Below are 20887 nucleotides of genomic sequence, written 5' to 3'. Positions count from 1 at the left end.
CCCCCGAACCTAACCGCCACCCCCGACAGTTCGGATTCGTCCGATCTCTGTCCGGCGCAGCCGTCGACATCGGCGAACCTCAGCAGCGCTAATCTTCAGTCGGCGATCCTATAGGATCTACGGTTTTGGCAAATCGAACCGTGGTCCTCCGATGTCTGACGAACTCGACCTCGAAGGAGTGGTCATGACGGCACGGGGCAGACGGGCCTTGGGTGTCCTCGCCGGACTGACGGTGATGGCGGGCCTGCTCACGGCTCCCCCGGCTCCCCCGGCCACCGCGGCCACCGCGGCCGAGCAACAACAGCAGCCGGTAGCCCAAAAGCCCTACCTGGGCTGGAGCAGCTGGACCGTCCTGAAGGGACTGTGATGCTCAGCGACCTCGGCGTCGACGCAACGGCGCGGCGCTGCAGGACGCGGAGCGGCCGCTGTTCGAGGCGTACTTCGCCCACCAGCGCGACGGCGACGTGTTCGGTGAGATGGCGTCGAAGAGCCGGGACGTCCTGGCCAAGCAGTAGCCTGTAGTCACGACACGGGAGGGGAGTCATGGTGGAGGGTCGCCGCCTCGAAGCCCTGCCGGGCCGGCAGGTGCTGGCCGACGGCGTCTACGAGCAGATCCGCGCGCTGATCATGAACGACGGCATCGAGCCGGGCGCCCGCGTCAACATCGACGAGATCGCCCGCGAGCTGGGCGTCTCGGGCACTCCGGTGCGCGAGGCCCTGGCCCGGCTGGAGTCTGAGGAACTGGTCAGCCGGCTCCCGTTGCGCGGCTACCGCGTCACGGAACTGCTGAACCGCAAGGAAGTCGACGACATGTACGCGCTGCGGCTGCTGCTGGAGCCCCCGTCGGCGGCCCGGGCGGCTTCCGCGATGTCAGATTCTCACGTGGCTCTGCTCGAAGCCGAACTGGCGACGTGTCCTTCGGCGCCGATCGAGGACGCGTACAGCGACTACAAGGCGTTGACGGCGCACGACGCGCGGCTGCACGAGCTGATCCTGCACCTGGCGGGGAACGTGGCGGTCGAGCAGGCGTTCGCGCGGACCCACTGCCACCTGCACTTCTTCCGCCTGAACTACAACCAGCCGTTCGGGGAGCAGACGATCTCCGAGCACCGGGTGATCGTGGACGCTTTGACGGCGGGGAACGCGGCGGCCGCGCGGAAGGCGATGACGGATCACCTCGAGGTGGGGCGGGATCGCCTCCTGTCGCGCCTGTGACGTGCGAAGGCCGCACCGGGCGTACCCGGTGCGGCCTCCCCCGACGACGTCAAACCTGGGTCACTTGACCGGCATCGTCACTTCGTAGATGCGGGTCTGCTGGGCGGCCGCCGCGCGGAAGCCGTTGGCCCACAGGGATTCCACCTGGGACGACTCCTGTGCGTTCGGGTTCGCGTTGGTGCACGACGGGCCGGGGCCACCGCCCGACATCAGCTCCGAGCACGGGCCCTCGTAGTGGTCCGGCAGACCCAGCGCGTGGCCCGTCTCGTGGGCCGTGATGCGGGTCTGGTTGTACTGCTCGGCCTGCGTGTAGTCGATGAAGATCGTGCCGCTGCCGTGGCCGTCCGTCTGCGCGTACGAGCCCTGGGGGTCGTTGCCCTCCGTGTAGTGCAGCGTCGCGCCCGAGGAGCTTTCCTGGAGCTTGACGTTCGACACGGCCGCGTTCCAGTTCGCCGCACCCGCGTTGATCTGGGCGCGGAAGGTGGGGGCGTCCGAGGTGTCGTAGTAGACGATCGTGGCCGCTTCGGTCTGCGCCGGGGCCGCGAAGGCCGGGGCCGCGGTGAGCGGGGTGGCGATCATCGCCAGCGCGACGGCGGCGCCGGGCAGCAGGTACTTCCTGGACATCGGGACGACTCCTTGCCGTGGGGAATTTGCCGGGTTTGCGCGCGCTGGGTGTCGAACTTACGGAAGCGCCCGGCTCTTGTGACCCGACTTTCGTACTGCGCTGCGAACGGTGATTTACCAACCATTTCGACCGGTTGACATGCGCAGGCGTGCATACGAGGATGCGCCGTCCGGCTCAGCCGACCGGGTCCGCCAGCGAGATCTCACCCTCGCGCAGTCGCGATTCACGCCACGCCAAATCGGTCCTGACCAGCGGCTTTCCGCAGTTGTCGCACTTCGTGCCCGGGCGGGTGAGCTCGCCGCAGCCGATGTGCACGAGCTGCATCGGGCCGGCCGCGTCTTCGGACATCGTGTGCGCGTCACCCCACGCGCCGAGTGCGTGCAGCACCGGCAGCGCGTCCGAACCGGCCTCGGTCAGGCGGTACTCGTGGCGGGTCCGGCCGCCGTCGCGATAGGGGAGCTTCGTCAGCAGGCCGCGGTCGACGAGCTTGTTCAGCCGGGTCGTGAGCACGTTGTCGGCGATGCCGAGCTGGCCGCGGAAGTCCTCGAAGCGGGTGGTGCCCGCGGTCGCGTTGCGCAGGATCAGCAGCGTCCACGGCTCGGCGAGGACGTCGGCGGCGCGAGCGATCGGGCAGGCAGTGCCCTCCCAGGTGGTGCGGCGGCTCATGAGTGTGCTCCCTCCTACCTGACTTGCTCCGAGCAAGTCTACGCCGTACAGTCGGCCGCAGCTAGCTTGCAACGAGCAAGCCAGGTGCGAGAGGAGCTCGTCATGGAGATCACGGGTGCGGTGGCGCTGGTCACCGGAGCCAACCGGGGGCTCGGCCGGCAGTTCGCCGCCGCTCTCCTCGAGCGCGGCGCGGCCAAGGTCTACGCCGCCGCGCGGAATCCGGAGTCGGTCGACCTGCCGGGAGTGGTGCCGCTCAAGCTCGACGTCACCGACCCCGAGTCGATCCGGGAAGCTGCGGCGCAAGCGGGCGACGTCACGCTGCTGGTCAACAACGCCGGTTCGTCCACGGGCGCGTCACTGCTCGGCGGTTCGCTCGACGACATCAAGCTGGAGATGGACACGCACTACTTCGGCACTCTCGCCGTGACACGCGAGTTCGCGCCGATCCTCGAGCGCAACGGCGGCGGTGCGGTGCTCAACGTGCTTTCGGTGCTTTCCTGGTTCACCGCGCCCCAGGTTGCCGCGTACTCCGCCGCCAAGTCGGCGGCCTGGTCGCTGACCAACGCGCTGCGCCTGGAGCTCGCGCCGCAGAAGACGCGGGTCACCGCGCTGCACGTCGGCTACATGGACACCGACATGGCCAAGCACGTCGACGGGCCGAAGGTCGACCCGGCGGTCGTGGCCGGGCTCGCCCTCGACGGCGTCGAGCAGGGCCGGCTCGAGGTGCTCGCCGACGACGTCAGCCGGAACGTGCGGGCCGGGCTGTCCGGCGACCTCGCGGGGCTGTACCCGGTGCTCGCCTAATCGCGGAACCGATTCCGGCTTTGTCATATTTCGACAGTTTTTGCTTATAGTGGACCCCGGAATACGGCCACCGTGACCCCGGGCGTATGAATGGGCGGGTGCCGGACAATGTCGAAGCCGGAAACGGCCGAACGAGGAACCGCTGGGGCGAAGGCGAACGGCTGCGCGGAGAGATCCTCGCCGCCGCCGGCCGGTTGCTGGCCGAGCTCGGCGGCGAGGACGGACTGACGATCCGCGGAGTCGCGCGCGCGGTCGGGATCGCCCCGGCCAGCATCTACCAGCATTTTTCCGATCGCGCGGAATTGGTGCGCGGGTTGCTCGACCACGAATACACGCGGCTGGCGGAATCGATGGGCGCGGCCGAAGAGACGCTCGGGGAAACCGACGTGGTCGGCCGCGTCCGTGCGCAGATTCACGCGTACTGCGCGTTCGCCATGGAGAACCCCGGGCATTACCGGCTGATGCTCGCGAACGGCGCGTCGCGTCCCGAGCCCGACGCCCGCGCGGAAGGTCCGCTGCTGGACGTGATCGACCGCCTGACGGCCGGCTTCGAGCGCTGCGTCGAGGCCGGCCACGCGCTGCGGGTGACCCCGGGCCGGGCGGCGGCGGTGGTGTTCGTCGGGGCGCACGGGCGGGTCGCGCTGTTCCACAGCGTGCTGAACCGGACCGGGGCGGAGCTGGTGGAGCCGTTCGTCGACGAGCTGGTGTCACTGGTGTTCGCCTGATCGTGGCGGCGGCTTCAGGTCGGCGGGACCACGATTTCAGAGCGCACGCTGCACGGTATCGAGGTCCGCCACCAGATGTTCCGTGATGAGCCGGGCCCGGCCGGCGTCGCCGTCCTTCCGCGGGACCAGCTCCGCCAGCATGATCAAGTCCAGGTACACGCGGTACAACGCCAGCCGCCGCCGGGACGGCGCGTCGAACCGTGCCGGGCCACCCGCCGCTCGGTACCCCTCGACCAGCGCCGTGTCCAGGTCGCGGAACAGCGTCAGCGAAACGAACTCTGCCACCGGATCGCCCCAGAACGCGCGCTCGGCGTCGATGATGCCCGACACCCGGTCGCCGTCGAGGAGGATGTTGCCCTTCCACAGGTCGAAGTGGACCAGCACCGGTGTCGTCACCAGCTCCAGCAGCGGCTCGTGGCGCTGCACCAGGTGCGAGATCTCCGCCGCCGGGCGGGGGAGGCGCACCCCGTACCGGACCGCGTCCGCCAGGACCGTGTCCGCCATCGCCGTGAACGCCATCGGCCACGTCGGCCGCAAGGGGTCCTGCGGGTAGCCGAACCCGTCGCCGGTGACGCCGTGCAAGCCCGCGACGATCGCGCCCAGCTCGGCCCGCGGGCCGGGGTCACGCAGCTGAGACCACGGGACGCCCGGCAGTTCCGTCATCAGCAGGAACCCGGGCCCGGCCCCGACGACGGACGGCAGCGGGCCCGAGACCCGCCGGTAGTACTCCGCCTCCGTGGCCAGGAGATCGTGCTCATGGGACAACCCCGGCGCGGACGGCGCGATCTTGAGCACCAGCCGCCGCCCGTCGGACAGCGCCAGCCGGATCGCCGTGTTGTACGTTCCCCCGCCGATTTCCTCGCTCGCCACCACCGAAGCCGGGTCGATGCCCGCCGCCGCCAGAGCCTCTTCCGTGCGCACGCCGGAAGTCTGCCACTAGCCGCCGAGCTTTTCCCGTGCGTCGGCCAGATCTTCGGACGTCGGCGCGTCGTCCTGGGTCAGCGCGCGCCGCCAGTAGCCGGTGAACTCGATGACGTCCTTGGCGAGCCCCCGCTCGCCCACGAGGTGGCGCCGCAGCGACCGCACCATCCCGGCTTCTCCCGCGAGCCAAGCGGCCACTCCCGGACCGAGCGAAGCACCCCGCACGGCTTCGAGCAGCTTGGTTCCGTGCGGTGCGCCGTCCCGGTGCAGCCAGCGGACCGGCAGCAGTTGCTCCTCGGCCGCGTCCGGGACCTCCACGAACACCAGTGCGTTGTCCACTTCGGACAGCAGGGTCGCGATGGCGGGCAGCGCCGTCTCGTCCCCGGCCAGCAGCACCGTGTCCGCCTTCGGCACCGGACGGCGGTAGGCGATATCCGGGCCGTAGCGGCCGAGGACGTCACCGTGAGCCGCGGTGCGCGCCCACGTCGTCGCCGGGCCGTCCGCGGAAGCGTGCAGCACGAACTCGACGTCGATCGTGCCGCGATCCCGCGAGCGCACCGTGTAGCTGCGCATCACCGGCCGCTCGTCTTCGGGGATCGCCAGGTACGCCTGGTACCAGCGCATCACGTCGTCGTCGGCGGACGGCAGCCGCACCGGGCGGCCCGGTGGCGGGAACAGGAGCTTGAGCTGCTGGTCGGGCCACGCCTCGAGCGAGTCCAACCCGGACCCGGTGAACGTGACGCGCACGGTGCGCGGGGTCGGCCGCCGCACCGCCGTCACTTCGAGCAGCCCGGTCGGGTTCACGGCTTCCCCAGGTATTCGCGCAGGTGGCGGGCGGTGAGCGTGGAGGCGTCCGCCACCAGCGCGGCCGGCGTCCCCTCGAACACCACGCGGCCGCCGTCGTGCCCGGCGCCGGGGCCGAGGTCGATCAGCCAGTCGGCGTGGGCCATCACCGCCTGGTGGTGCTCGATGACGATCACCGTGTTGCCCGCGTCGACGATCCGGTCGAGCAGGGCCAGGAGCTGGTCGACGTCGGCGAGGTGCAGGCCGGTCGTCGGCTCGTCGAGGATGTACGTCGAGCCCTTCTCGGCCATCCGGATCGCCAGCTTGAGCCGCTGCCGCTCGCCGCCGGAGAGCGTGGTGAGCGGCTGGCCGAGCGTCAGGTAGCCGAGGCCGACGTCGCCGAGCCGGTCGAGGACCGTCCGCGCATTGCCGGACGGGAAGAACTCGCGCGCCTCGGCGACGGACATCGCCAGCACTTCGCTGATGTTCTTGCCGCGCAGCTGGAACAGCAGCACCTTGGGCGTGAACCGCTTGCCCTCGCACTCTTCGCAGACCGACGCGACGCCGGCCATCATCGCCAGGTCGGTGTAGATGACGCCGAGGCCCTTGCAGTGCGGGCAGGCACCCTCGGAGTTGGCGCTGAACAGGCTCGCCTTGACGCCGTTGGCCTTGGCGAACGCCGCGCGGATCGGGTCGAGCAGGCCGGTGTAGGTCGCCGGGTTGGACCGGCGGGACCCGCGGATCGCCGACTGGTCGACCACCACGACGTCGTCGCGACCCGCCAGCGAACCGTGGATCAGCGACGACTTCCCGGAGCCGGCGACGCCGGTGACCACGGTCAGGACGCCGAGCGGGACGTCCACGCTGACGTCACGCAGGTTGTGCAGTTTCGCGCCGGTGATGGAGACGTGCCCGCTCGGCTCGCGCACCTGGGAACGCAGGGTGACCCGGTGGTCGAAGTGGCGGCCGGTGAGCGTGCCGGACGCGCGCAGGCCGTCGACGCTCCCGGTGTAGCAGAGCCGGCCGCCGTCGGTGCCCGCGCCGGGACCGAGGTCGACGACGTGGTCGGCGATCCGGATGGTCTCCGGCTTGTGCTCGACGACGAGGATCGTGTTCCCCTTGTCCCGCAAGCACAACAAGAGGTTGTTCATCCGCTCGATGTCGTGCGGGTGCAGCCCGACGGTCGGCTCGTCGAAGACGTAGGTGACGTCGGTGAGGCTCGATCCCAGGTGCCGCACCATCTTCACGCGCTGCGCCTCGCCGCCCGAGAGCGTCGCGGACTCGCGGTCCAGCGACAGGTAGCCGAGGCCGATCTCGACCAGCGAGTCGAGCGTGTCGCGCAGGTTGCCCAGCAGCGGCCGGATCGACGGCGCGTCGAGGTTCCGGACGAAGTCGGCGAGGTCGCTGATCTGCAGGGCGGCGCAGTCGGCGATGTTCCGGCCGTCGATCTTCGCCGAGAGCGCGGCCTGGTTCAGCCGGGCACCGCCGCACGCGTCGCAGGTCTTGAAGGTCGCGGCCTTCTCGATGAACGCGCGCAGGCGCGGCTGCAGCGACTCGGTGTCCTTCTGCAGGTAGAGCCGCCGGACCTTCACCGCGAGGCCTTCGTAGGTGATGTTGGTCTTGCCGACCTTCACCTTGCACGGGCCCTTGTGCAGCAGATCGTCGAGCTGCTGCGGGGTGAAATCGCGGATCTTGGCGTCCGGGTCGAAGAAGCCGCACGAGAGGTAGGTCTGCACGTACCAGTTGTCCGGCGTGAAGCCGGGGACCTGGATCGCGCCGTCGTGCAGCGAGCGGTCGAAGTCGAGCAGGGCGTGGACGTCGAGGTCGGACACCCGGCCGAGGCCCTCGCAGGCCGGGCACATGCCCTCGGGCAGGTTGAAGCTGAACGCGCCGGACGTCCCGACGTGCGGTTCGCCGAGCCGCGAGAAGGCGATCCGCAGCATCGCGTAGGCGTCGGTCGCGGTGCCGACCGTGGAGCGCGAGTTGGCGCCCATCCGCTCCTGGTCGACGACGATGGCCGCGCTGAGGTTCTCCAGCAGGTCGACGTCCGGGCGCGACAGGCTCGGCATGAACGACTGGAGGAAGGCGCTGTAGGTCTCGTTGATCAGCCGCTGGGACTCGGCCGCGATGGTGCCGAAGACCAGGGACGACTTGCCGGAGCCGGACACGCCCGTGAACACCGTGAGCCGGCGCTTCGGGATGTCCAGGTCGACGCCGGTCAGGTTGTTCTCCCGGGCCCCCCGGACCTCGATCACGTCGTGGGTGTCGGCGGCCCGCCTGGGTGAGGTCATACCGTCCTTCTTGATACTTTAGGCTGTAAGGTGATTCTCGATCGTACATTACTTTATGGTGTAAGGAGTCGGCAAGGTGGTCGTCTTCGCGGGTCAGGGCGACGCCCGGCGGTCCATGGAGCTGCTGTGGGGGCCGCGCGTGGTCGCGCCGCGCACGGGCCCGGGGCCCAAGCCGGGCCTGTCCGTCGAGGCGATCGTCGCGGCGGCGATCGACATCGCCGACGCCGAGGGCATGGCGTCGCTGTCGATGCGCTCGGTGGGGGAGCGGCTCGGCCGCACGGCGATGGCGCTCTACACGTACGTGCCGGGCAAGACCGAGCTGGTCGACCTGATGTACGACCGGACGCTGGGGGAGCTGCCGTCGTCGTATTCGGTGACTTCGGGGTGGCGTGCGGCGGCTTTTTCGCTGGCCGACGCGTTGTGGGACCTGCACCTGCGCCACCCGTGGCTGCTGCAGGTGTCGCCCGCGCGCCCGGTGCTCGGGCCGGGGGAGTTCCACGTCCAGGAGACGCTGCTGTCGGTCCTGGCTTCGACCGGACTGCCGTTGTCCCGGGTCCGCTGGGTGGTGTCGGCGCTGTTCAACATCGTCCGCGGGTCGGTCCAGGCGGCGGCGGAGTCCCGCCAGGCGGCGCGTGAGACGGGACTGTCCGAAGAGGACTGGTGGTACGCGCGATCGGCGTTGCTCGGGGAGCTGGTGCCGGATCTGACGGCCCGGTTCCCGACGGTGGCGCGGCTGGGGCCCTCGGTCGAGCTTTCCGACGAGCCCTACTTGGAGCGCGAGGCGCGGCTGTCGTTCGAGGCGGGGCTGGAGCTGCTGCTGGACGGCGTCGAGACGGCGATCGTCAAGGCTTCCGGGCCTCGATGAGGAACCGGGTCGTGTGGGCGACGAACGGGCCGTCCCGCTCGATCTTCTCGTGCAGCTGTTGGAGTCTTGGGCGGTACTGCTCGACCGTGAACCCCGGGACCATCCAGATCACCTTGCGCAGGAAGTAGACCACCGCGCCGATGTCACCGAACTCGGTGCGCAAGGACTCCGACCGCAGATCGGTGACGGTCAGGCCCACGGCTCCGGCTTCCTGCACGGCCCGGTCGGGGTGGCGGCTGTTCCTGGCCTCCGGTGGCTGCGGGCCCAGGAAGAACTCGACCAGCTCGAACACACTCGCCGGGCCGACCTGCTGCGAGAAATAGCTCCCGCCGGGGCGCAGAACGCGGGCGATCTCCGCCCACGCGGTCGTCACCGGGTGGCGGCTGGAGACGAGGTCGAAAACGTCGTCCCCGAAAGGGAGGCCCTCGGTGGCCACCACGACGACCCCGCGCGGCCGCAACCGGGCCGACGCGGCGGCGACGTTCGGCGGCCACGACTCCGTCGCCGCCATCAGCGGAGGCAGGGAAGGGCACCCGTCGAGGACCTCGCCGCCGCCGGTTTCGAGGTCGAGTGCGGCGTGGACGTTCGCGAGCTTTTCGCCCAGCAGCCGCTGGTAACCCCACGAGGGGCGCGCTTCGGTGGCCCGGCCGTCGAGCCAGGAGAAGTCCCAGCCGTCGACGGACACCGCGTCGGCTTCGGCCACCAGCTCGTCGAACCGCGACTTCCGCACCGGCGGCGGGGGTACCGGCTTGGCGAGCGCGACGGCCTCGAACGCCACCACGACCGGGCCGCGCCGCGTGTCGACCGTGCAGGTGGTGTCGTCCCGGGCGACGAGGTTCCCGAGCGCGTCGGTGAACCCGCCCTCGATCCGGTACCGCACGACCACTCGCGTGCCGAGCGGCAGCTCTCGCAGCAATTTCACAGCCGCGCGCTCAGCTCGTCGTCGGACGGCTCGACCAGGAACGAGCCGTCGTCCCACACGATCGTGGGGATCCGGCGCGCGCCGTCCTGCAGCTCGCGGACCCGGCGCTCGGCCGCCGCGTCGGCCTCGACGTCCACATAGGAGTATTCGACGCCTTCGCGGTCGAGCAAGGCCCGGCTGCGCTTCACGTCCGGGCACCAGGAAGCGCCGTACACCGTCAAACTCATGAAGCGACCTCCGAAGCGACAGGGATTTCCACCGGGGCGGGCGAAGGGTGTCCCAGCTCCGTGAGCCACCCGCGGAACACGAGGTGCAGCGCCTCCGCACCGACGACCGCACCGAGCGGCGGCAACTCCCTCGGGTGCACGACGAAACCGCGCTGCTGCGGCCCGCCCAGCCCGCCGTGCGAGCCCACGTGCGTCTCGAACGGCGATGCCTGGTCCGAGTCCGGGTCGTAGCGGCTGTTGATCATCACGTCGGCGCAGTGCGGGAACGTGTCGACCCGCCGGATCAGGTCCGCCGCGTGCGGGCCGTACGGCAGCAGCGGGTCCTCGCCGACGACTACGCCCGTCGCCAGCCGGTGCAGGCCGTCGCGGCCCAGGACCACCGGGCCGAATTCGCGGCTGCGCACCAGCATGAATCCGACTCCGGGGTGGTCGACCAGCGCCGGCAGCAGGTCGGGGAACTCGCGCTCGATCGTCTCCAGCACGACGCGGCCCTCGTGCTCGGTGAACGACACCATCGCGACGTGCCCGGACACGACCGCCACCACGCCCGGCGCCACCCGCGTCACCGCACCCGGTGAACCGGACTCCGTGCGCGGCCGGTCGCCGCCGGTCTCGGCGTTCTCCACCCGGGCGCGCAGCCGGCGCGCGATCAGGCCGCCGCTCTTCGTCGCCTCCGCCAGCGCCGCGTTGATCTGCCAGCTCTCCGCCTGCCGCCGCTTGCCGGCGGCGGGCGGCGGCGAACCGCCGCACAGCCGTCCGACGCAGGCCTCGATCGTCTCGCCGAACCGCTCCGAGAACGCCTGCCCCTGCGTCTGGCCGTGGTCCGATAGCCCGACGACGTGGTAGCGGCGCGGCGCCAGCCGGCTCGCCCGGTGCAGCCGCGCGATCTGCTGGTCGATCGAGCGCAGCACCGACAGCGTGTCGAACCGCTCGATGCCGGAGTGGTGCGCGACCTCGTCGTAGCCGAGGAAGTCCGCGTACACCACCGGCCGCCCGGCCAGCATGTCGCCGAGGATGGCCGACACGACGACGTCGCGCGCGATCACCGTCGTGCCCGGCCGCGCGAGGGGGTACCAGCCGCCGCGCGGGACCCGCGGCACGACGCCCGCGCGGCGCTGGCGCACCGAGGCGTTGATCTCGCGGAAGACGTCGACGAGCGCGACGAAGAACGTGCGCAGCGCGTTGACCGGGTTCGCGAAGTAGGCGTAATAGCCCGCGCCGAGCCGGTCGCGGCGGCGGTGGCGCAGTTTCTTCGGCACCAGCACGGGGATCGAGCTCATGGTGAGGCTGACGTGGTCGGCGTCGCCGGAGAACAGGTTCCCGTGGCTCGCTCCGCCGCCGGAGAGCAGGCCTTGCCCGTCGGAGTGGCGCCGCTCGATCTCGGCCGCGTCGGTCGGGTGGGCGCACGCCATCACGTGGTCGCGGTCCTTTTCGTACCAGCGGAACCCGAGGATGTCGTGGTTGGAGCCGTGCAGGATGCCGCAGACGCTCGCCCCGGTCTGCGAGCTCCAGTCGGTGTGCCACGGCGTCAGCGTGTGGCTGCCTTCGGCGAGCCAGGCGGCGAACGTCGGCATGTCGCCGTCGCGGATCGCGCGGCGGACGGTGTCGAAGCCGAGGCCGTCGATCTGCAGGAACAGCACGCCGGGCGGCAGTTCGCCCTGGCCGGGCGCGGCGGTGTGGCGACGACGGCGCCGGGCGGCGCGGCGGAAGAAGATCTCGTCCTCGTCGACGGCGAGCAGGCTGGAGATCAGCGCGCCGACCGCCGCCATCCCGAGCGTCACGAGCACCGCGCTGCGGAAGTCGGTGACCTCGACACCGGGCACGGTGCGGAACACCGCCAGCGTCCCGGCGCCGAGCAGCAGGAACCCGAAGACGCCGAAGGTGAAGAACGCCAGCGGGTAGGCGATGCGCATGACCAGCGGCCAGCCGACGCCGGCGAGGAGGCCGAGCAGCAGCGCGCAGACCGTCGGCTGCCACCAGTGCGTCATCCGGAAGCCCGGCAGGAGGACGTCGAGCAGGCGCAGCGCACCGGTCACCGCGGCCCACACCAGCAGGATGCGGGCGACGGCCCGGCCACCACGCAGCAGCCGGCCCTTCGGCGCGGACGTCGTCACACTCGCTCTCCCGTCTTCTCCTTGGCCTTGCGCCGCCACCGGGCGATCAGGTTCATCAGCACGGTGACCAGCAGGACCAGCACCGTCGCCAGCACGGTCGCGATGATCGGCGAGTCGAAGATGCCCCCGCTGAGGATGCCGAGCAAGCTGTACGCGCCCGCCCAGAGCACGCACGCGAGGAGCGCGGCGGGCAGCAGGCGCCGCCAGGGGTAGCTCAGCGCGGCCGCCGCGAGCAGCACCGGGATCCGGCCGGCCGGGACGAGCCTGCCGATCACGACGAGCTGCCAGCCGCGGCGGGCGAACTGGTCACGGGCCTTCTCGAGCTGTTCGGCGGGCTGGCGGCGGCTGATCCAGCGGAACGCGGCTTCGCTGCCGAGGCGCGGGATCCCGAACGTCACGACGTCGCCGACGTACGCGCCCAGCGTGGCCAGGACGATGACCAGCGGCAGGGACAGGTGGTCGGTGGTGGTCGCGACGGCGGCCGCGGCGCCGACGACCGCGCCGGTGGGCACGATCGGGATGATCGAGCCGAGCAGCACGCCGCCGAACAGGGCCGGGTACCCGATGGCGGCCGGGTCGGTCCAGTTCACGCCCGGTCCTCACGGGCGGGGAGCACGACGTCGGCGCCGGGCTCGGTGAACAGGACTTCGGTGGCTCCGCCGGCGGCTTTCACTTCGGCGGCGAACACCCGCGGCGGATCGGCGAGCAGCCGCCGCATCCGCGCGGTGCGTCTCAGGCCGGGAACGGCGAGGGTTCCCCAGTGGACGGGCACGGCGGCGCGGGCCTGGACGATTCCGGCCGCTTTCGCGGCGCGGGCCGGGTCCAGGTGACCCGGCCCGAGGTTCGGCCCCCAGCCCCAGACGGGCAGGAGGGCGACGTCGACCGGGCCGAAGTCCGCCATCCCGGCGAAGAGGTCGGTGTCGCCGGCGTTGTAGATCTTCGTGTCCCCGGTTCGGATCAGGTGCCCGATCGCGGGGCTCTGGGGGCCGTGGGTGAGCCGGGGGCCCCACCGGTGTCCGGAGTGGACGGCTTCCGTGGCGGTGACTTCCAGCGCGCCTTCGGTGACGGTTTCGCCCGGCGCGATCTCTTCGACGTGGTCGAAGCCCTTCTTGGCGAGCCAGGACCCGGCCCCGCGCGGGACGACGATGCGGGTGCGCCGGCCGAGCAGCTTGAGCGACGGCAGGTGCAGGTGATCGCCGTGCAGGTGCGAAAGGAGCACGAGGTCGACGTCTTCGTAGGCGTGCGGTGCCGGCGGCGGCACGACCCGCACGAGCCCGCCGACGCGCGCGGTGAGCACGGGATCGGTCAGGAGCACCCGGCCGCCGACTTCGAGCCGGACCGTCGAATGGCCGAGGAAACGCAGGTTGAAGCCGCTCACGCTGTCGAGTATCGCCCCCTCCCCGAACGAATGCCCGGCGGAGTGGCACGAACGACGCTGCCCGGTGACGGCGAGCTAGCGCCGCTCTCTTCGCCGCGGCCGGGTTCGCCCGGCCCACCGGCGGCGGAGGCGCCGCCACCTCGCCCGGAGGTCCGTGCGGAGCGCCTGTTCGGCTTCGCGGTGCATGCCGATCTCGTGCAGCAACTCGGCGACCCGGATCTGTCTGTCGGTCGGCACCTCAGCGACCGGCCGGCAGCAGCGACGAGATCCGGAGCGACGACGTCCCGATCCCCGTCGGCCGGCCGGACCACGGCTGGTAACCCAGCTCGATCTCCGTGTACCGCCTGACGTTCTCGTGCCAGTGCACGATTCCCGACATCCAGTGGCGGAGCCGCTCGACGTACTCCCGCAGCAGGTCCGGCGCCAGGTCGTGGCTGCGCAGCAACGCCGGCAGCTCGACGTCCGCCGCGTGCTCGAACTCCGCCAGCCGCGCCGCGATCAGGTCGCCGACCACCTCGAACGCGCGCTCCTCCGAGCAGTCCAGGAAGTTCCGCACCACCAGGACGCCGTTGTTGAGCTCGCCCTCGAACTCGATCTCCTTGCGGTAGGAGTACACGTCGTTGAGCAGGCCCGCGTAGTCGGCCGCGGAGTGTTCGAGAGCCTGCACCGGCCGGGTGCGGTACAGCTCGGGCGGCACCGCGCGACTGCGCGACAGGCTCGCCGTCAGGTCCGCGCCGAACGTCCGCCGCCGCATCTCGACGTAGTCGATCGGGTCCGCGATGCGGTTCTGTGCCTGGTTCGCCAGCTCCCACAGCCAGCTCGACGTCATCGTGTCGACCGCGCGGCGCACGTCGGGCCGGTTCGTCGTCCGCGTCCAGACGTCGGCCAGCGCGGCCTCCAGCGGCGTCGACGGCGCCGCACCTTCCATGACCGCCGACAGCCGCAGGTTGCACGCTTTCGCCGCCGCGAGGTCGCGGGTCGCGCCGAAGGCGGTCGGGTAGTAGTCGTCGGCGTACGTGCCCCACGTCAGCCAGTCGCTGGTGACGTCGAGCTCGTCGGCCGTCGCGTCCGGGTGGATGCCCGCTGCGCACAGGGGGAGGTCGGCGGCGCGCAGCTTCCGCTCGTCCCACACCACGCCGTCGAGGATCCCCGTGCGCCGGGCCCAGTCGACGTTCCGGCGGCGGCACGTCTCCAGGTGCGGGCTCAGCCGCAGCGGGAACGGCGGCTCGAAACGAGGCCGTGGCGGGGAAACCGCTTCGAACGGGGTGTGCCCGTACGCCCGCAGCCGTTGCGGCGCCGTCGCGAGCACCGAGGTGAAGATGCGCGCCGCGGACGTCCCGAGGCCGGTCACGCCGCCCGGTTCGGGGCCGCCGCGCCCGGCCAGCGCCCCTTCGTTCATGTAGCGGCTGGACCGCAGGTGCCACTCGTGGCCGCCGGACTGCCAGTCCTGCAGGCCCTTGACGTAGGCGAACGTCGCCGCGCGGGCGGCCGGGTCGACGCCGTGCTCGTCGAACAACCCCGGGACCTCGGTGAGCGCGGTGTGCTCGAACTGGTGCAGGCGGGAGGTGATGAGGTCGTTGACGGCGTCGGCCGCCTCTTGCGTGGTGAGGCCGAGGAACTTCTCGAACACGAGCACGCCGTTGGACAGCTCGCCCTCGTCCTGCACCTCCCGCTGGTACGAGAAGAGGTCGTTGCGCAGGTGGACGCCGTCGGCGAAGCAGTCGCGCAGGACCTCCATCGGCCGGGACGCGGCGATCTCGTCCGGCACCTCGGCGTGCACCGAGTGCTCGACGAGGTTGGCCGACCACGGGGCGCCGCCGACCTTCCGGCGCATCTCGACGTACTCGATGGGGTTGGCGAGCCGGCTCTCGTTGATGTTGGCCAGCTCCCACAGCGACTCTTCCAGCAGCGCCTTCGTGCTCTCGACGAACCGGCGCCGCCACGCGGCCGAGCGGTGCGGGATCGTCCGGGCCCACAGGTCGGTCAGGCCGCGCTCGACCGGGTTCTCCGGCGTCGCGGTGATCTCGCCTTCGGCGGGCATGAACCGATCGAGCCGGTCGAGGTAGGTGCGCGCGCTCTCGATGTCGCCGGTGCGCTTGTACAGCTCGAGGAAGTGGTCGTCGAAGTAGAAGACCCAGACGTACCAGTCGGTGATCAGGTCGAGCTCGTCGCCGCCGGCGTCGGGGTGCGTGTAGGCGCAGAGCAGCGCGTAGTCGTGGGAATCGAGGTCGTGCTCGTCCCAGATGACCGTGCCGTGCTGGGGGACGTCGACCATGTCCATCCCGTACGCCCACGCCTTGCTGTGCGCGCGGGCCCGCTCGAGGTGCGGGTTCACCCGCGCCGGGTAGGGCATGTAGAACTCGGGGAGGACGAACGGCTGCTGAGGCACCCCGTGAGGCAACCAAACGAGGCCGTGGCCCGCCAAGAGAAGCAGGCCGGATGCACACGAACGGGCCGGGCGCGTCCCCCGGCCGGCCCAACCGAGGGAGAGCTGATGACCGACGAGACCCGGGTGACCGACAACCCCGACGAGAACCGCTACGAGCTGTGGGTGGGGGAGAAACTGGCGGGCTCCGCCTACTACGACCTGCGCGGCGACCTCACGGTGTTCACCCACACCGAGATCGACGACGCGTTCGCGGGACAGGGCCTGGGCAAGGTGCTGGCCGCCGGTGCGCTGGACGCCGTCGTCGCGCAGGGCCGGACGATCGTGCCGGTCTGCCCCTTCATCGCCGGATATCTGCGGAAGAACCCGGGCTACGAGGACCACGTTCGCTGGCCGAAAGGGTGAGTGTTACGCCGATCGAGGCAACGTCACTGCGCTATTCGGGTCTGACTTGAGAGGTATGTCCGGATCTGCTGGTTATTAACCAACCTTCGTCGGTGTTGCGTTGGTTGCTCGGCAACGAAAGTGACCGGCGCAGGCTTCGAACCGGCAAACTGGAGGAAGTTGATGACTCCCCGGAAGACCGCCCTCAAGACCTTCGCCGTCTTGTCGGCCGCCGCCCTGACGTCCGGCGTGTGCGCGTCGGCGGCCACTGCGTCCCCACTGGCCTTCGCCGACGCGCAGGCCAACGCCGTCGCCGGCGCCACCCAGGTGGCCGACTCGCTGGGTGCCACTTCCGGTGGCATCTACCTCGAGAACGGCAAAGCCGTCGTGAACGTCACCGACGACGCGTCGGTCCGGAAGGTCGAGGCCGCCGGCCTCACGGCGAAGAAGGTCAACCACACCTTCGCCGCGCTGACCGGCGTCAAGAACCAGCTGGACGCCGTGAAGAACGTCCCGCAGACCGCGTGGGGCATCGACACCAAGACCAACCAGGTCGTGGTGAAGGTCTACGACGCGGCCAGCAAGGAGACCGCCGACAAGGTCACCGCGGCCGCCGCCCAGTACGGCGACAGCGTCCGCGTCGAGCACCGCACCGGCAAGCTCTCGCTGTACATCGCCGACGGCGACGCGATCCAGAACGACCAGGGCCGTTGCTCCCTCGGCTTCAACGTGACGCGCGGCGGCTCGCCGATGCTGCTCACCGCGGGCCACTGCACCAACCTCGGCGGCACCTGGGCCGGTGGCGACGTCTCCGGCGCGCAGGTCGTCGAGAGCGACTGCCCGGGAGCCGACTCCGGTCTGCTGACCCGTCCGAACGGCTCCGGCCCGGGCGAGATCAACACCGGCCAGGCGATCACGAGCGCGGCGGCCCCGACGGTCGGCGAGCAGATGCAGAAGCAGGGCTCGACCACCGGCGGCGGCAGCGGCGAGGTCACCTCGGTCGACGAGTCGGTCAACTTCGACGTCGGCGTCCTCAACCACGAGTTCGGCACCACCGCGCACACCGACCACGGTGACTCGGGCGGCCCGGCGTACGACGGCTCGACGGGCCTCGGCACGCTGTCCGGCGGCGACACCGTGACCAGCTACTTCTACCCGCTCACCCTGGAGCTGCAGGCTTACGGCCTCGAGCTCGCCTGATAGATCACGACCCGCGGGGTCCCGTCACACGCGTCACAATCCAACACCGCAGCGCGAAGCGCTTCCGTTGAGGGCGGCGGTGGGGGCAAGGGCGGAGGGTGACGGGACCCCGTTTCCATTCAGAGCCGCTTCGCGCGGTAGACGGCGTCGGTGTGGTGGCCCTCGCCGCGCGTCTCGCACGTCTCGACGACCCATTCCCCGGCGTCGCCGAGGTAGCTGGTGATCTCCTCCGGCTCGAAGTACAGCTCCTCCGGCGGCTTCTGGCCGTCGAACTCGCGCATGGCCTTCGGCGAGTGCCCGACGACCAGCAGCGAACCGCCCGGCCGGATGGCGGCAGCGGCCGCCGTGAAGACGTCGCGGCGCAGGTCCGGCGGCAGGTGCATGTACTGCGCGGAGATCAGGTCGTACTGCTCCTCCGGCTGCCACTTCAGGATGTCGCGGTGCAGCCAGCGGACGTCCACACCCGCTTCCTTGCCGGCTTCCTCCGCGCGGGCGAGCGCGACGGTCGAGATGTCGGCGCCGTCGACCGTCCAGCCCTGCTTCGCGAGCCAGATCGCGTCGCCGCCTTCGCCGCAGCCGAGGTCGAGGGCGCGTCCGGGCGTCAGCCCCTCGACCTCTGAGCTGAGGTTCGTGTTGACGTTCCCGCTCCAGATCCGGTGCTCGTCACGCTGGTACAGCGCTTCCCAGAACTCTTGCTTGAGCATGTTCTCGACGACCATGGGCTGGTCGTGTGCGTGGGGCATGGCTCCTCCTCGGTGACGTCCCCAGCATGCGGAGGACGTCACCGAAGAGGCAAATCGCGTTGCCGGATTGGCAACTCAGGCCGGGCCGTACACCTGCATCTCGTACAGCGAGTAGCCGTACGACGTTCCGCGCGTGACGCCGTTCATCCGCACGTAGCGGCCGTTGCCGGCCAGGCCGGTGAGGTCGTCGGTGGCGCCGTTGCCGGTCGTGGTGCTGTAGATCGTCGTCCAGTTCGTGCCGTCGGCCGAGGTCTGGATGCTGTACGCCTTCCCGTACGCGGCTTCCCAGCTCAGCTTGACGTGCGAGACCGCCTTGGGGGCGCCGAGGTCGACGCGCAGCCACTCGCTCGCGGAGCCTTCCTTCGACGCCCAGCGCGTGCTGGTCAGGTTGCCGTCGAAGGCCGCGCTCGCCGGGTAGGACGCCGACTCCGTCGACGACGCGGTCGCCGTCTTGCCCTGGGAGAGCAGCGTTTCGGCGCCCCCTGTGATCGTCACGGCGAGCGAAGCGGTCTTCGTCCCGCCGGTGATCGTGACCGTCGCCGAGCCGGGGGTGGCGTTCGCGGCGGCGGCGACCGTGGCGGCCGAGGTGCCGCCGGCCGGCACCGACGCCGGGGAGAAGGACACGGTGACGCCCGCGGGAGCGCCGCTCGCGGACAACGTCACGGCGTCCGTGGCGGTGACCGTGGCCGTCGCCGTGTCGCCTGGTGCCACCGAAACCGACGAGGGTGTCACGCTGAGGCCGCTCGGGGTGCCGGCCGCGGTGAACGTCCAGCGCGCCTGGGTGCCCGAACAGCTGCCCGCGGTGAGTGTCGTGCCCGAAGCCCGGAAGCACTTCTTGCTCGTCTGGATGTCGGAAATGGTGCCGTCGGGGTTGATGGACCACTGCTGGGCCGGGCCGCCGGTGCAGGTCTGCAGCACGATGGAGCTGCCGGAGATCCCCGCGCATTTGTCGTCGATCACGAGGAATGCGCCGTGAAACGTGAAGCGCTGGGCGTCACTTCCGGCGCAGGCGGCGACCTTCAGCGTGGTCCCGCTGCTCGGCGCTTCGAGGCACGTTCCGGTGGACTGGTTGCGGTACTGGCCGACCGTCGTGTTCGGCTGCGCGCCGCCCCAGCACGCACCGGTGCCGGTGTTGAAGATCGGCGTCGCGTCGTACGGTTCGTCCGACGGCGGGTCGACGACCACCGGCTCCATGACCGGCGTGTTGTCGGCGTTGTAGTGCGTGAGCGCGTCTTCGCAGTCGATCGCGTCGAAGGCGCTGCCGCCCTTGCCGCCGAGCCAGAGGTCGATGTGCCGGAGGCCGGGGCCGCCGTTCGGGCCCTCGCTGTTCCAGTCGTCGGAACACTCGTCGCAGCCGTCCTCCATGACGAAGTACTTCTTCACCCGCGGCACCCAGACCTTGGTGCCGGGCTTCAGTTCGTCGCTGCTGGTGGCGAAGGTGATCGGGTCGGCGTAGCTGCCCTTGCCGCCCGCGGTGTCGTGGATCTGCGGGTAGGCGATGTCGCCGCCGGGTGGGGTGTTGTCCCACCAGCCGTAGAAGGTGAGGAACGTCGGTTGCGTGGTAGCCGCGCTCGCCGTGCTCGCGCCGATGAGCGCCGAGGTCAGAGCGAGGAACAGGGTCACGACGAGCACGAAAGCGCGCCGGGTCATGCTGCCTCCGGGAGGGGGTGGGCGGACGATGACGGGCGGCGTGGGTTCAGGTTCGCCGGGCGGCGGCTCGCCGTCAAGACTTGTTCGTAAAGTTTCCTAACAAATCGGATCCGTGTCCCGGTCGGCGGGAAAGTCCAGCGGGTGCGGGCTTTCCTCGGCGAAGATGGCGCCATGAGCGAACAGCGGGAAATCGTGGTCACCGGGGGCGGCACGGGCATCGGGCTGGCGATCGCCGCCCGGTTCGCGGCGGCGGGCGAGCGGGTCACCGTCACCGGGCGCCGCAAGGACGTGCTGGAGGCGGCCGCGGAACGGATCGGCGCGCGGGCGGTGTCGTTCGACGCGAGCGATCCGACAGCGGTGCAGGCCGCGCTGGCGGAACTGCCTTCTCGGGTGGACGTCCTGGTCAACAACGCGGGCGGCAACACCGATCGCGTCCGGGAAGCGCCGGTCGGTCTCACCGGGCTGGCCGACGCGTGGCGCGCGAACTTCGACGCGAACGTCCTCTCCGCGGTACTGGTTACTGCCGCGTTGAAGCCGCGCTTCGCGGACAACGTGCGGGTTGTGACTCTCGGTTCTGTCGCGGCGAAGCAGGGCTCCGGCTCGTACGGCGCGGCGAAGGCGGCGATCGAGGCGTGGAACACCGACCTCGCGCGGCAGCTCGGTGCGTCGGGCTCGGCCAACGTCGTCGCCCCGGGCGTCATCCTCGACACGGAGTTCTTCCACGGCACGCTCACCGAAGAATGGCTCGAATCCCGGATCTCGGTGGCGCTCAACAAGCGGGCCGGCGCGCCGGAAGAAGTCGCGGAAACCGTCCGGTTCCTGGCTTCGCCGGGAGCCGGCCACATCACGGGACAGGTCGTGCACGTGAACGGCGGTGCTTACGGGGCCCGCTAGGCCATCCGGGTCGGAAGTGGGTCGAACGTCCCACGACGGCGCCGGTTCTCTCCATGGTGGAAGAGTCCCCGACCACCGCAGAGAGGTGTGATCC

22 protein-coding genes and 1 pseudogene are annotated in these 20887 nt (G+C 70.7%); 8 read left to right on the top strand and 15 right to left on the bottom strand.

Going from position 1 to position 20887, the window contains the following annotated elements; translation table 11 throughout:
- Nucleotides 1–184 precede the first annotated feature (184 nt).
- Entirely contained in the window at nucleotides 185–367 is a 183-nt protein-coding gene (locus tag AB0N03_RS12120) for a hypothetical protein (protein ID WP_364369373.1), read from the top strand.
- Between the two features lie 176 nt (nucleotides 368–543).
- Nucleotides 544–1215: a GntR family transcriptional regulator gene (locus AB0N03_RS12115; protein ID WP_364369372.1), complete on the top strand. Its 672-nt coding sequence runs from the start codon at nucleotides 544–546 to the stop codon at nucleotides 1213–1215.
- 60 nt (nucleotides 1216–1275) lie between these two features.
- On the opposite strand, the gene AB0N03_RS12110 is transcribed toward AB0N03_RS12115, so the two are convergent.
- On the bottom strand, nucleotides 1276–1839 hold the full coding sequence (locus tag AB0N03_RS12110; protein ID WP_364369369.1) for a snapalysin family zinc-dependent metalloprotease: 564 nt from the start codon (nucleotides 1837–1839) through the stop codon (nucleotides 1276–1278).
- Between the two features lie 175 nt (nucleotides 1840–2014).
- The gene (locus AB0N03_RS12105) at nucleotides 2015–2506 is read right to left on the bottom strand and encodes a helix-turn-helix domain-containing protein (protein ID WP_364369366.1); all 492 of its coding nucleotides are present in this window, start codon (nucleotides 2504–2506) and stop codon (nucleotides 2015–2017) included.
- Between the two features lie 102 nt (nucleotides 2507–2608).
- Between AB0N03_RS12105 and AB0N03_RS12100 the strand changes: the two genes are divergently transcribed.
- Nucleotides 2609–3310 (top strand): SDR family oxidoreductase, encoded by a 702-nt coding sequence (locus tag AB0N03_RS12100; RefSeq protein WP_364369363.1) that lies wholly within the window; start codon nucleotides 2609–2611, stop codon nucleotides 3308–3310.
- Nucleotides 3311–3471: 161 nt separating this feature from the next.
- Entirely contained in the window at nucleotides 3472–4035 is a 564-nt protein-coding gene (locus AB0N03_RS12095; RefSeq protein ID WP_364369653.1) for a TetR/AcrR family transcriptional regulator, read from the top strand.
- A 36-nt stretch (nucleotides 4036–4071) separates the two neighbouring features.
- On the opposite strand, the gene AB0N03_RS12090 is transcribed toward AB0N03_RS12095, so the two are convergent.
- The 3 genes from AB0N03_RS12090 to AB0N03_RS12080 are packed head-to-tail and all read right to left on the bottom strand — an operon-like array spanning nucleotide 4072 to nucleotide 8030.
- Nucleotides 4072–4956, bottom strand: a complete 885-nt coding sequence (locus tag AB0N03_RS12090; protein WP_364369360.1) for an aminoglycoside phosphotransferase family protein — start codon at nucleotides 4954–4956, stop codon at nucleotides 4072–4074.
- 15 nt (nucleotides 4957–4971) lie between these two features.
- Complete coding sequence (locus AB0N03_RS12085; protein WP_364369357.1) at nucleotides 4972–5760, bottom strand: siderophore-interacting protein; 789 nt, start codon at nucleotides 5758–5760, stop codon at nucleotides 4972–4974.
- On the bottom strand, nucleotides 5757–8030 hold the full coding sequence (locus AB0N03_RS12080; protein WP_364369354.1) for an excinuclease ABC subunit UvrA: 2274 nt from the start codon (nucleotides 8028–8030) through the stop codon (nucleotides 5757–5759). Before AB0N03_RS12080 ends, AB0N03_RS12085 begins: the two co-directional genes overlap by 4 nt.
- Nucleotides 8031–8106: 76 nt before the next feature.
- On the opposite strand from AB0N03_RS12080, the gene AB0N03_RS12075 reads away from it, so the two are divergent.
- The gene (locus AB0N03_RS12075; RefSeq protein ID WP_364369351.1) at nucleotides 8107–8895 is read left to right on the top strand and encodes a TetR/AcrR family transcriptional regulator C-terminal domain-containing protein; all 789 of its coding nucleotides are present in this window, start codon (nucleotides 8107–8109) and stop codon (nucleotides 8893–8895) included.
- On the opposite strand, the gene AB0N03_RS12070 is transcribed toward AB0N03_RS12075, so the two are convergent.
- The 8 genes and pseudogenes from AB0N03_RS12070 to AB0N03_RS12035 form a co-directional block, all read right to left on the bottom strand.
- Nucleotides 8873–9625 (bottom strand): class I SAM-dependent methyltransferase, encoded by a 753-nt coding sequence (locus tag AB0N03_RS12070; protein WP_364369650.1) that lies wholly within the window; start codon nucleotides 9623–9625, stop codon nucleotides 8873–8875. The two genes, AB0N03_RS12075 and AB0N03_RS12070, sit on opposite strands and share 23 nt — an antisense overlap.
- Nucleotides 9614–9817: pseudogene (locus tag AB0N03_RS12065) on the bottom strand (ferrous iron transport protein A); the annotation flags it as partial. The pseudogene AB0N03_RS12065 and the gene AB0N03_RS12070, both read right to left, overlap by 12 nt.
- Complete coding sequence (locus tag AB0N03_RS12060; RefSeq protein WP_364369348.1) at nucleotides 9814–10044, bottom strand: glutaredoxin domain-containing protein; 231 nt, start codon at nucleotides 10042–10044, stop codon at nucleotides 9814–9816. The pseudogene AB0N03_RS12065 and the gene AB0N03_RS12060, both read right to left, overlap by 4 nt.
- On the bottom strand, nucleotides 10041–12158 hold the full coding sequence (locus AB0N03_RS12055; RefSeq protein WP_364369345.1) for a phage holin family protein: 2118 nt from the start codon (nucleotides 12156–12158) through the stop codon (nucleotides 10041–10043). Before AB0N03_RS12055 ends, AB0N03_RS12060 begins: the two co-directional genes overlap by 4 nt.
- The gene (locus AB0N03_RS12050; RefSeq protein ID WP_364369342.1) at nucleotides 12155–12748 is read right to left on the bottom strand and encodes a VTT domain-containing protein; all 594 of its coding nucleotides are present in this window, start codon (nucleotides 12746–12748) and stop codon (nucleotides 12155–12157) included. Before AB0N03_RS12050 ends, AB0N03_RS12055 begins: the two co-directional genes overlap by 4 nt.
- Complete coding sequence (locus AB0N03_RS12045) at nucleotides 12745–13536, bottom strand: MBL fold metallo-hydrolase (protein WP_364369339.1); 792 nt, start codon at nucleotides 13534–13536, stop codon at nucleotides 12745–12747. Before AB0N03_RS12045 ends, AB0N03_RS12050 begins: the two co-directional genes overlap by 4 nt.
- Before the next feature lie 75 nt (nucleotides 13537–13611).
- Complete coding sequence (locus tag AB0N03_RS12040) at nucleotides 13612–13773, bottom strand: hypothetical protein (RefSeq protein WP_364369336.1); 162 nt, start codon at nucleotides 13771–13773, stop codon at nucleotides 13612–13614.
- Between the two features lies 1 nt (nucleotide 13774).
- Nucleotides 13775–15889 carry a germacradienol/geosmin synthase gene (locus AB0N03_RS12035; protein WP_364369647.1) on the bottom strand — a complete coding sequence of 705 codons (2115 nt, stop codon included), beginning with the start codon at nucleotides 15887–15889 and terminating at the stop codon, nucleotides 13775–13777.
- A 141-nt stretch (nucleotides 15890–16030) separates the two neighbouring features.
- Between AB0N03_RS12035 and AB0N03_RS12030 the strand changes: the two genes are divergently transcribed.
- Nucleotides 16031–16327, top strand: coding sequence for a GNAT family N-acetyltransferase (locus AB0N03_RS12030; RefSeq protein ID WP_364369333.1), 297 nt, complete (start codon nucleotides 16031–16033; stop codon nucleotides 16325–16327).
- 162 nt (nucleotides 16328–16489) lie between these two features.
- Nucleotides 16490–17506, top strand: a complete 1017-nt coding sequence (locus AB0N03_RS12025) for a S1 family peptidase (protein WP_364369330.1) — start codon at nucleotides 16490–16492, stop codon at nucleotides 17504–17506.
- Nucleotides 17507–17625: 119 nt separating this feature from the next.
- Here the strand turns inward: AB0N03_RS12025 and AB0N03_RS12020 are convergent, their stop codons facing one another.
- Nucleotides 17626–18249, bottom strand: coding sequence for a class I SAM-dependent methyltransferase (locus AB0N03_RS12020; protein ID WP_364369328.1), 624 nt, complete (start codon nucleotides 18247–18249; stop codon nucleotides 17626–17628).
- A 75-nt stretch (nucleotides 18250–18324) separates the two neighbouring features.
- The gene (locus AB0N03_RS12015; protein ID WP_364369325.1) at nucleotides 18325–19899 is read right to left on the bottom strand and encodes a discoidin domain-containing protein; all 1575 of its coding nucleotides are present in this window, start codon (nucleotides 19897–19899) and stop codon (nucleotides 18325–18327) included.
- Nucleotides 19900–20070: 171 nt separating this feature from the next.
- Between AB0N03_RS12015 and AB0N03_RS12010 the strand changes: the two genes are divergently transcribed.
- The gene (locus AB0N03_RS12010) at nucleotides 20071–20793 is read left to right on the top strand and encodes an SDR family oxidoreductase (RefSeq protein ID WP_364369322.1); all 723 of its coding nucleotides are present in this window, start codon (nucleotides 20071–20073) and stop codon (nucleotides 20791–20793) included.
- Nucleotides 20794–20887 lie beyond the last annotated feature (94 nt).

Origin of the sequence: Amycolatopsis sp. NPDC051061 (assembly GCF_040682935.1) — a bacterium.
Taxonomy (GTDB): Bacteria; Actinomycetota; Actinomycetes; order Mycobacteriales; family Pseudonocardiaceae; genus Amycolatopsis.
The sequence above is the reverse complement of the archived record's forward strand: the minus strand, read 5'-3'. Positions and strand labels throughout refer to the sequence as shown.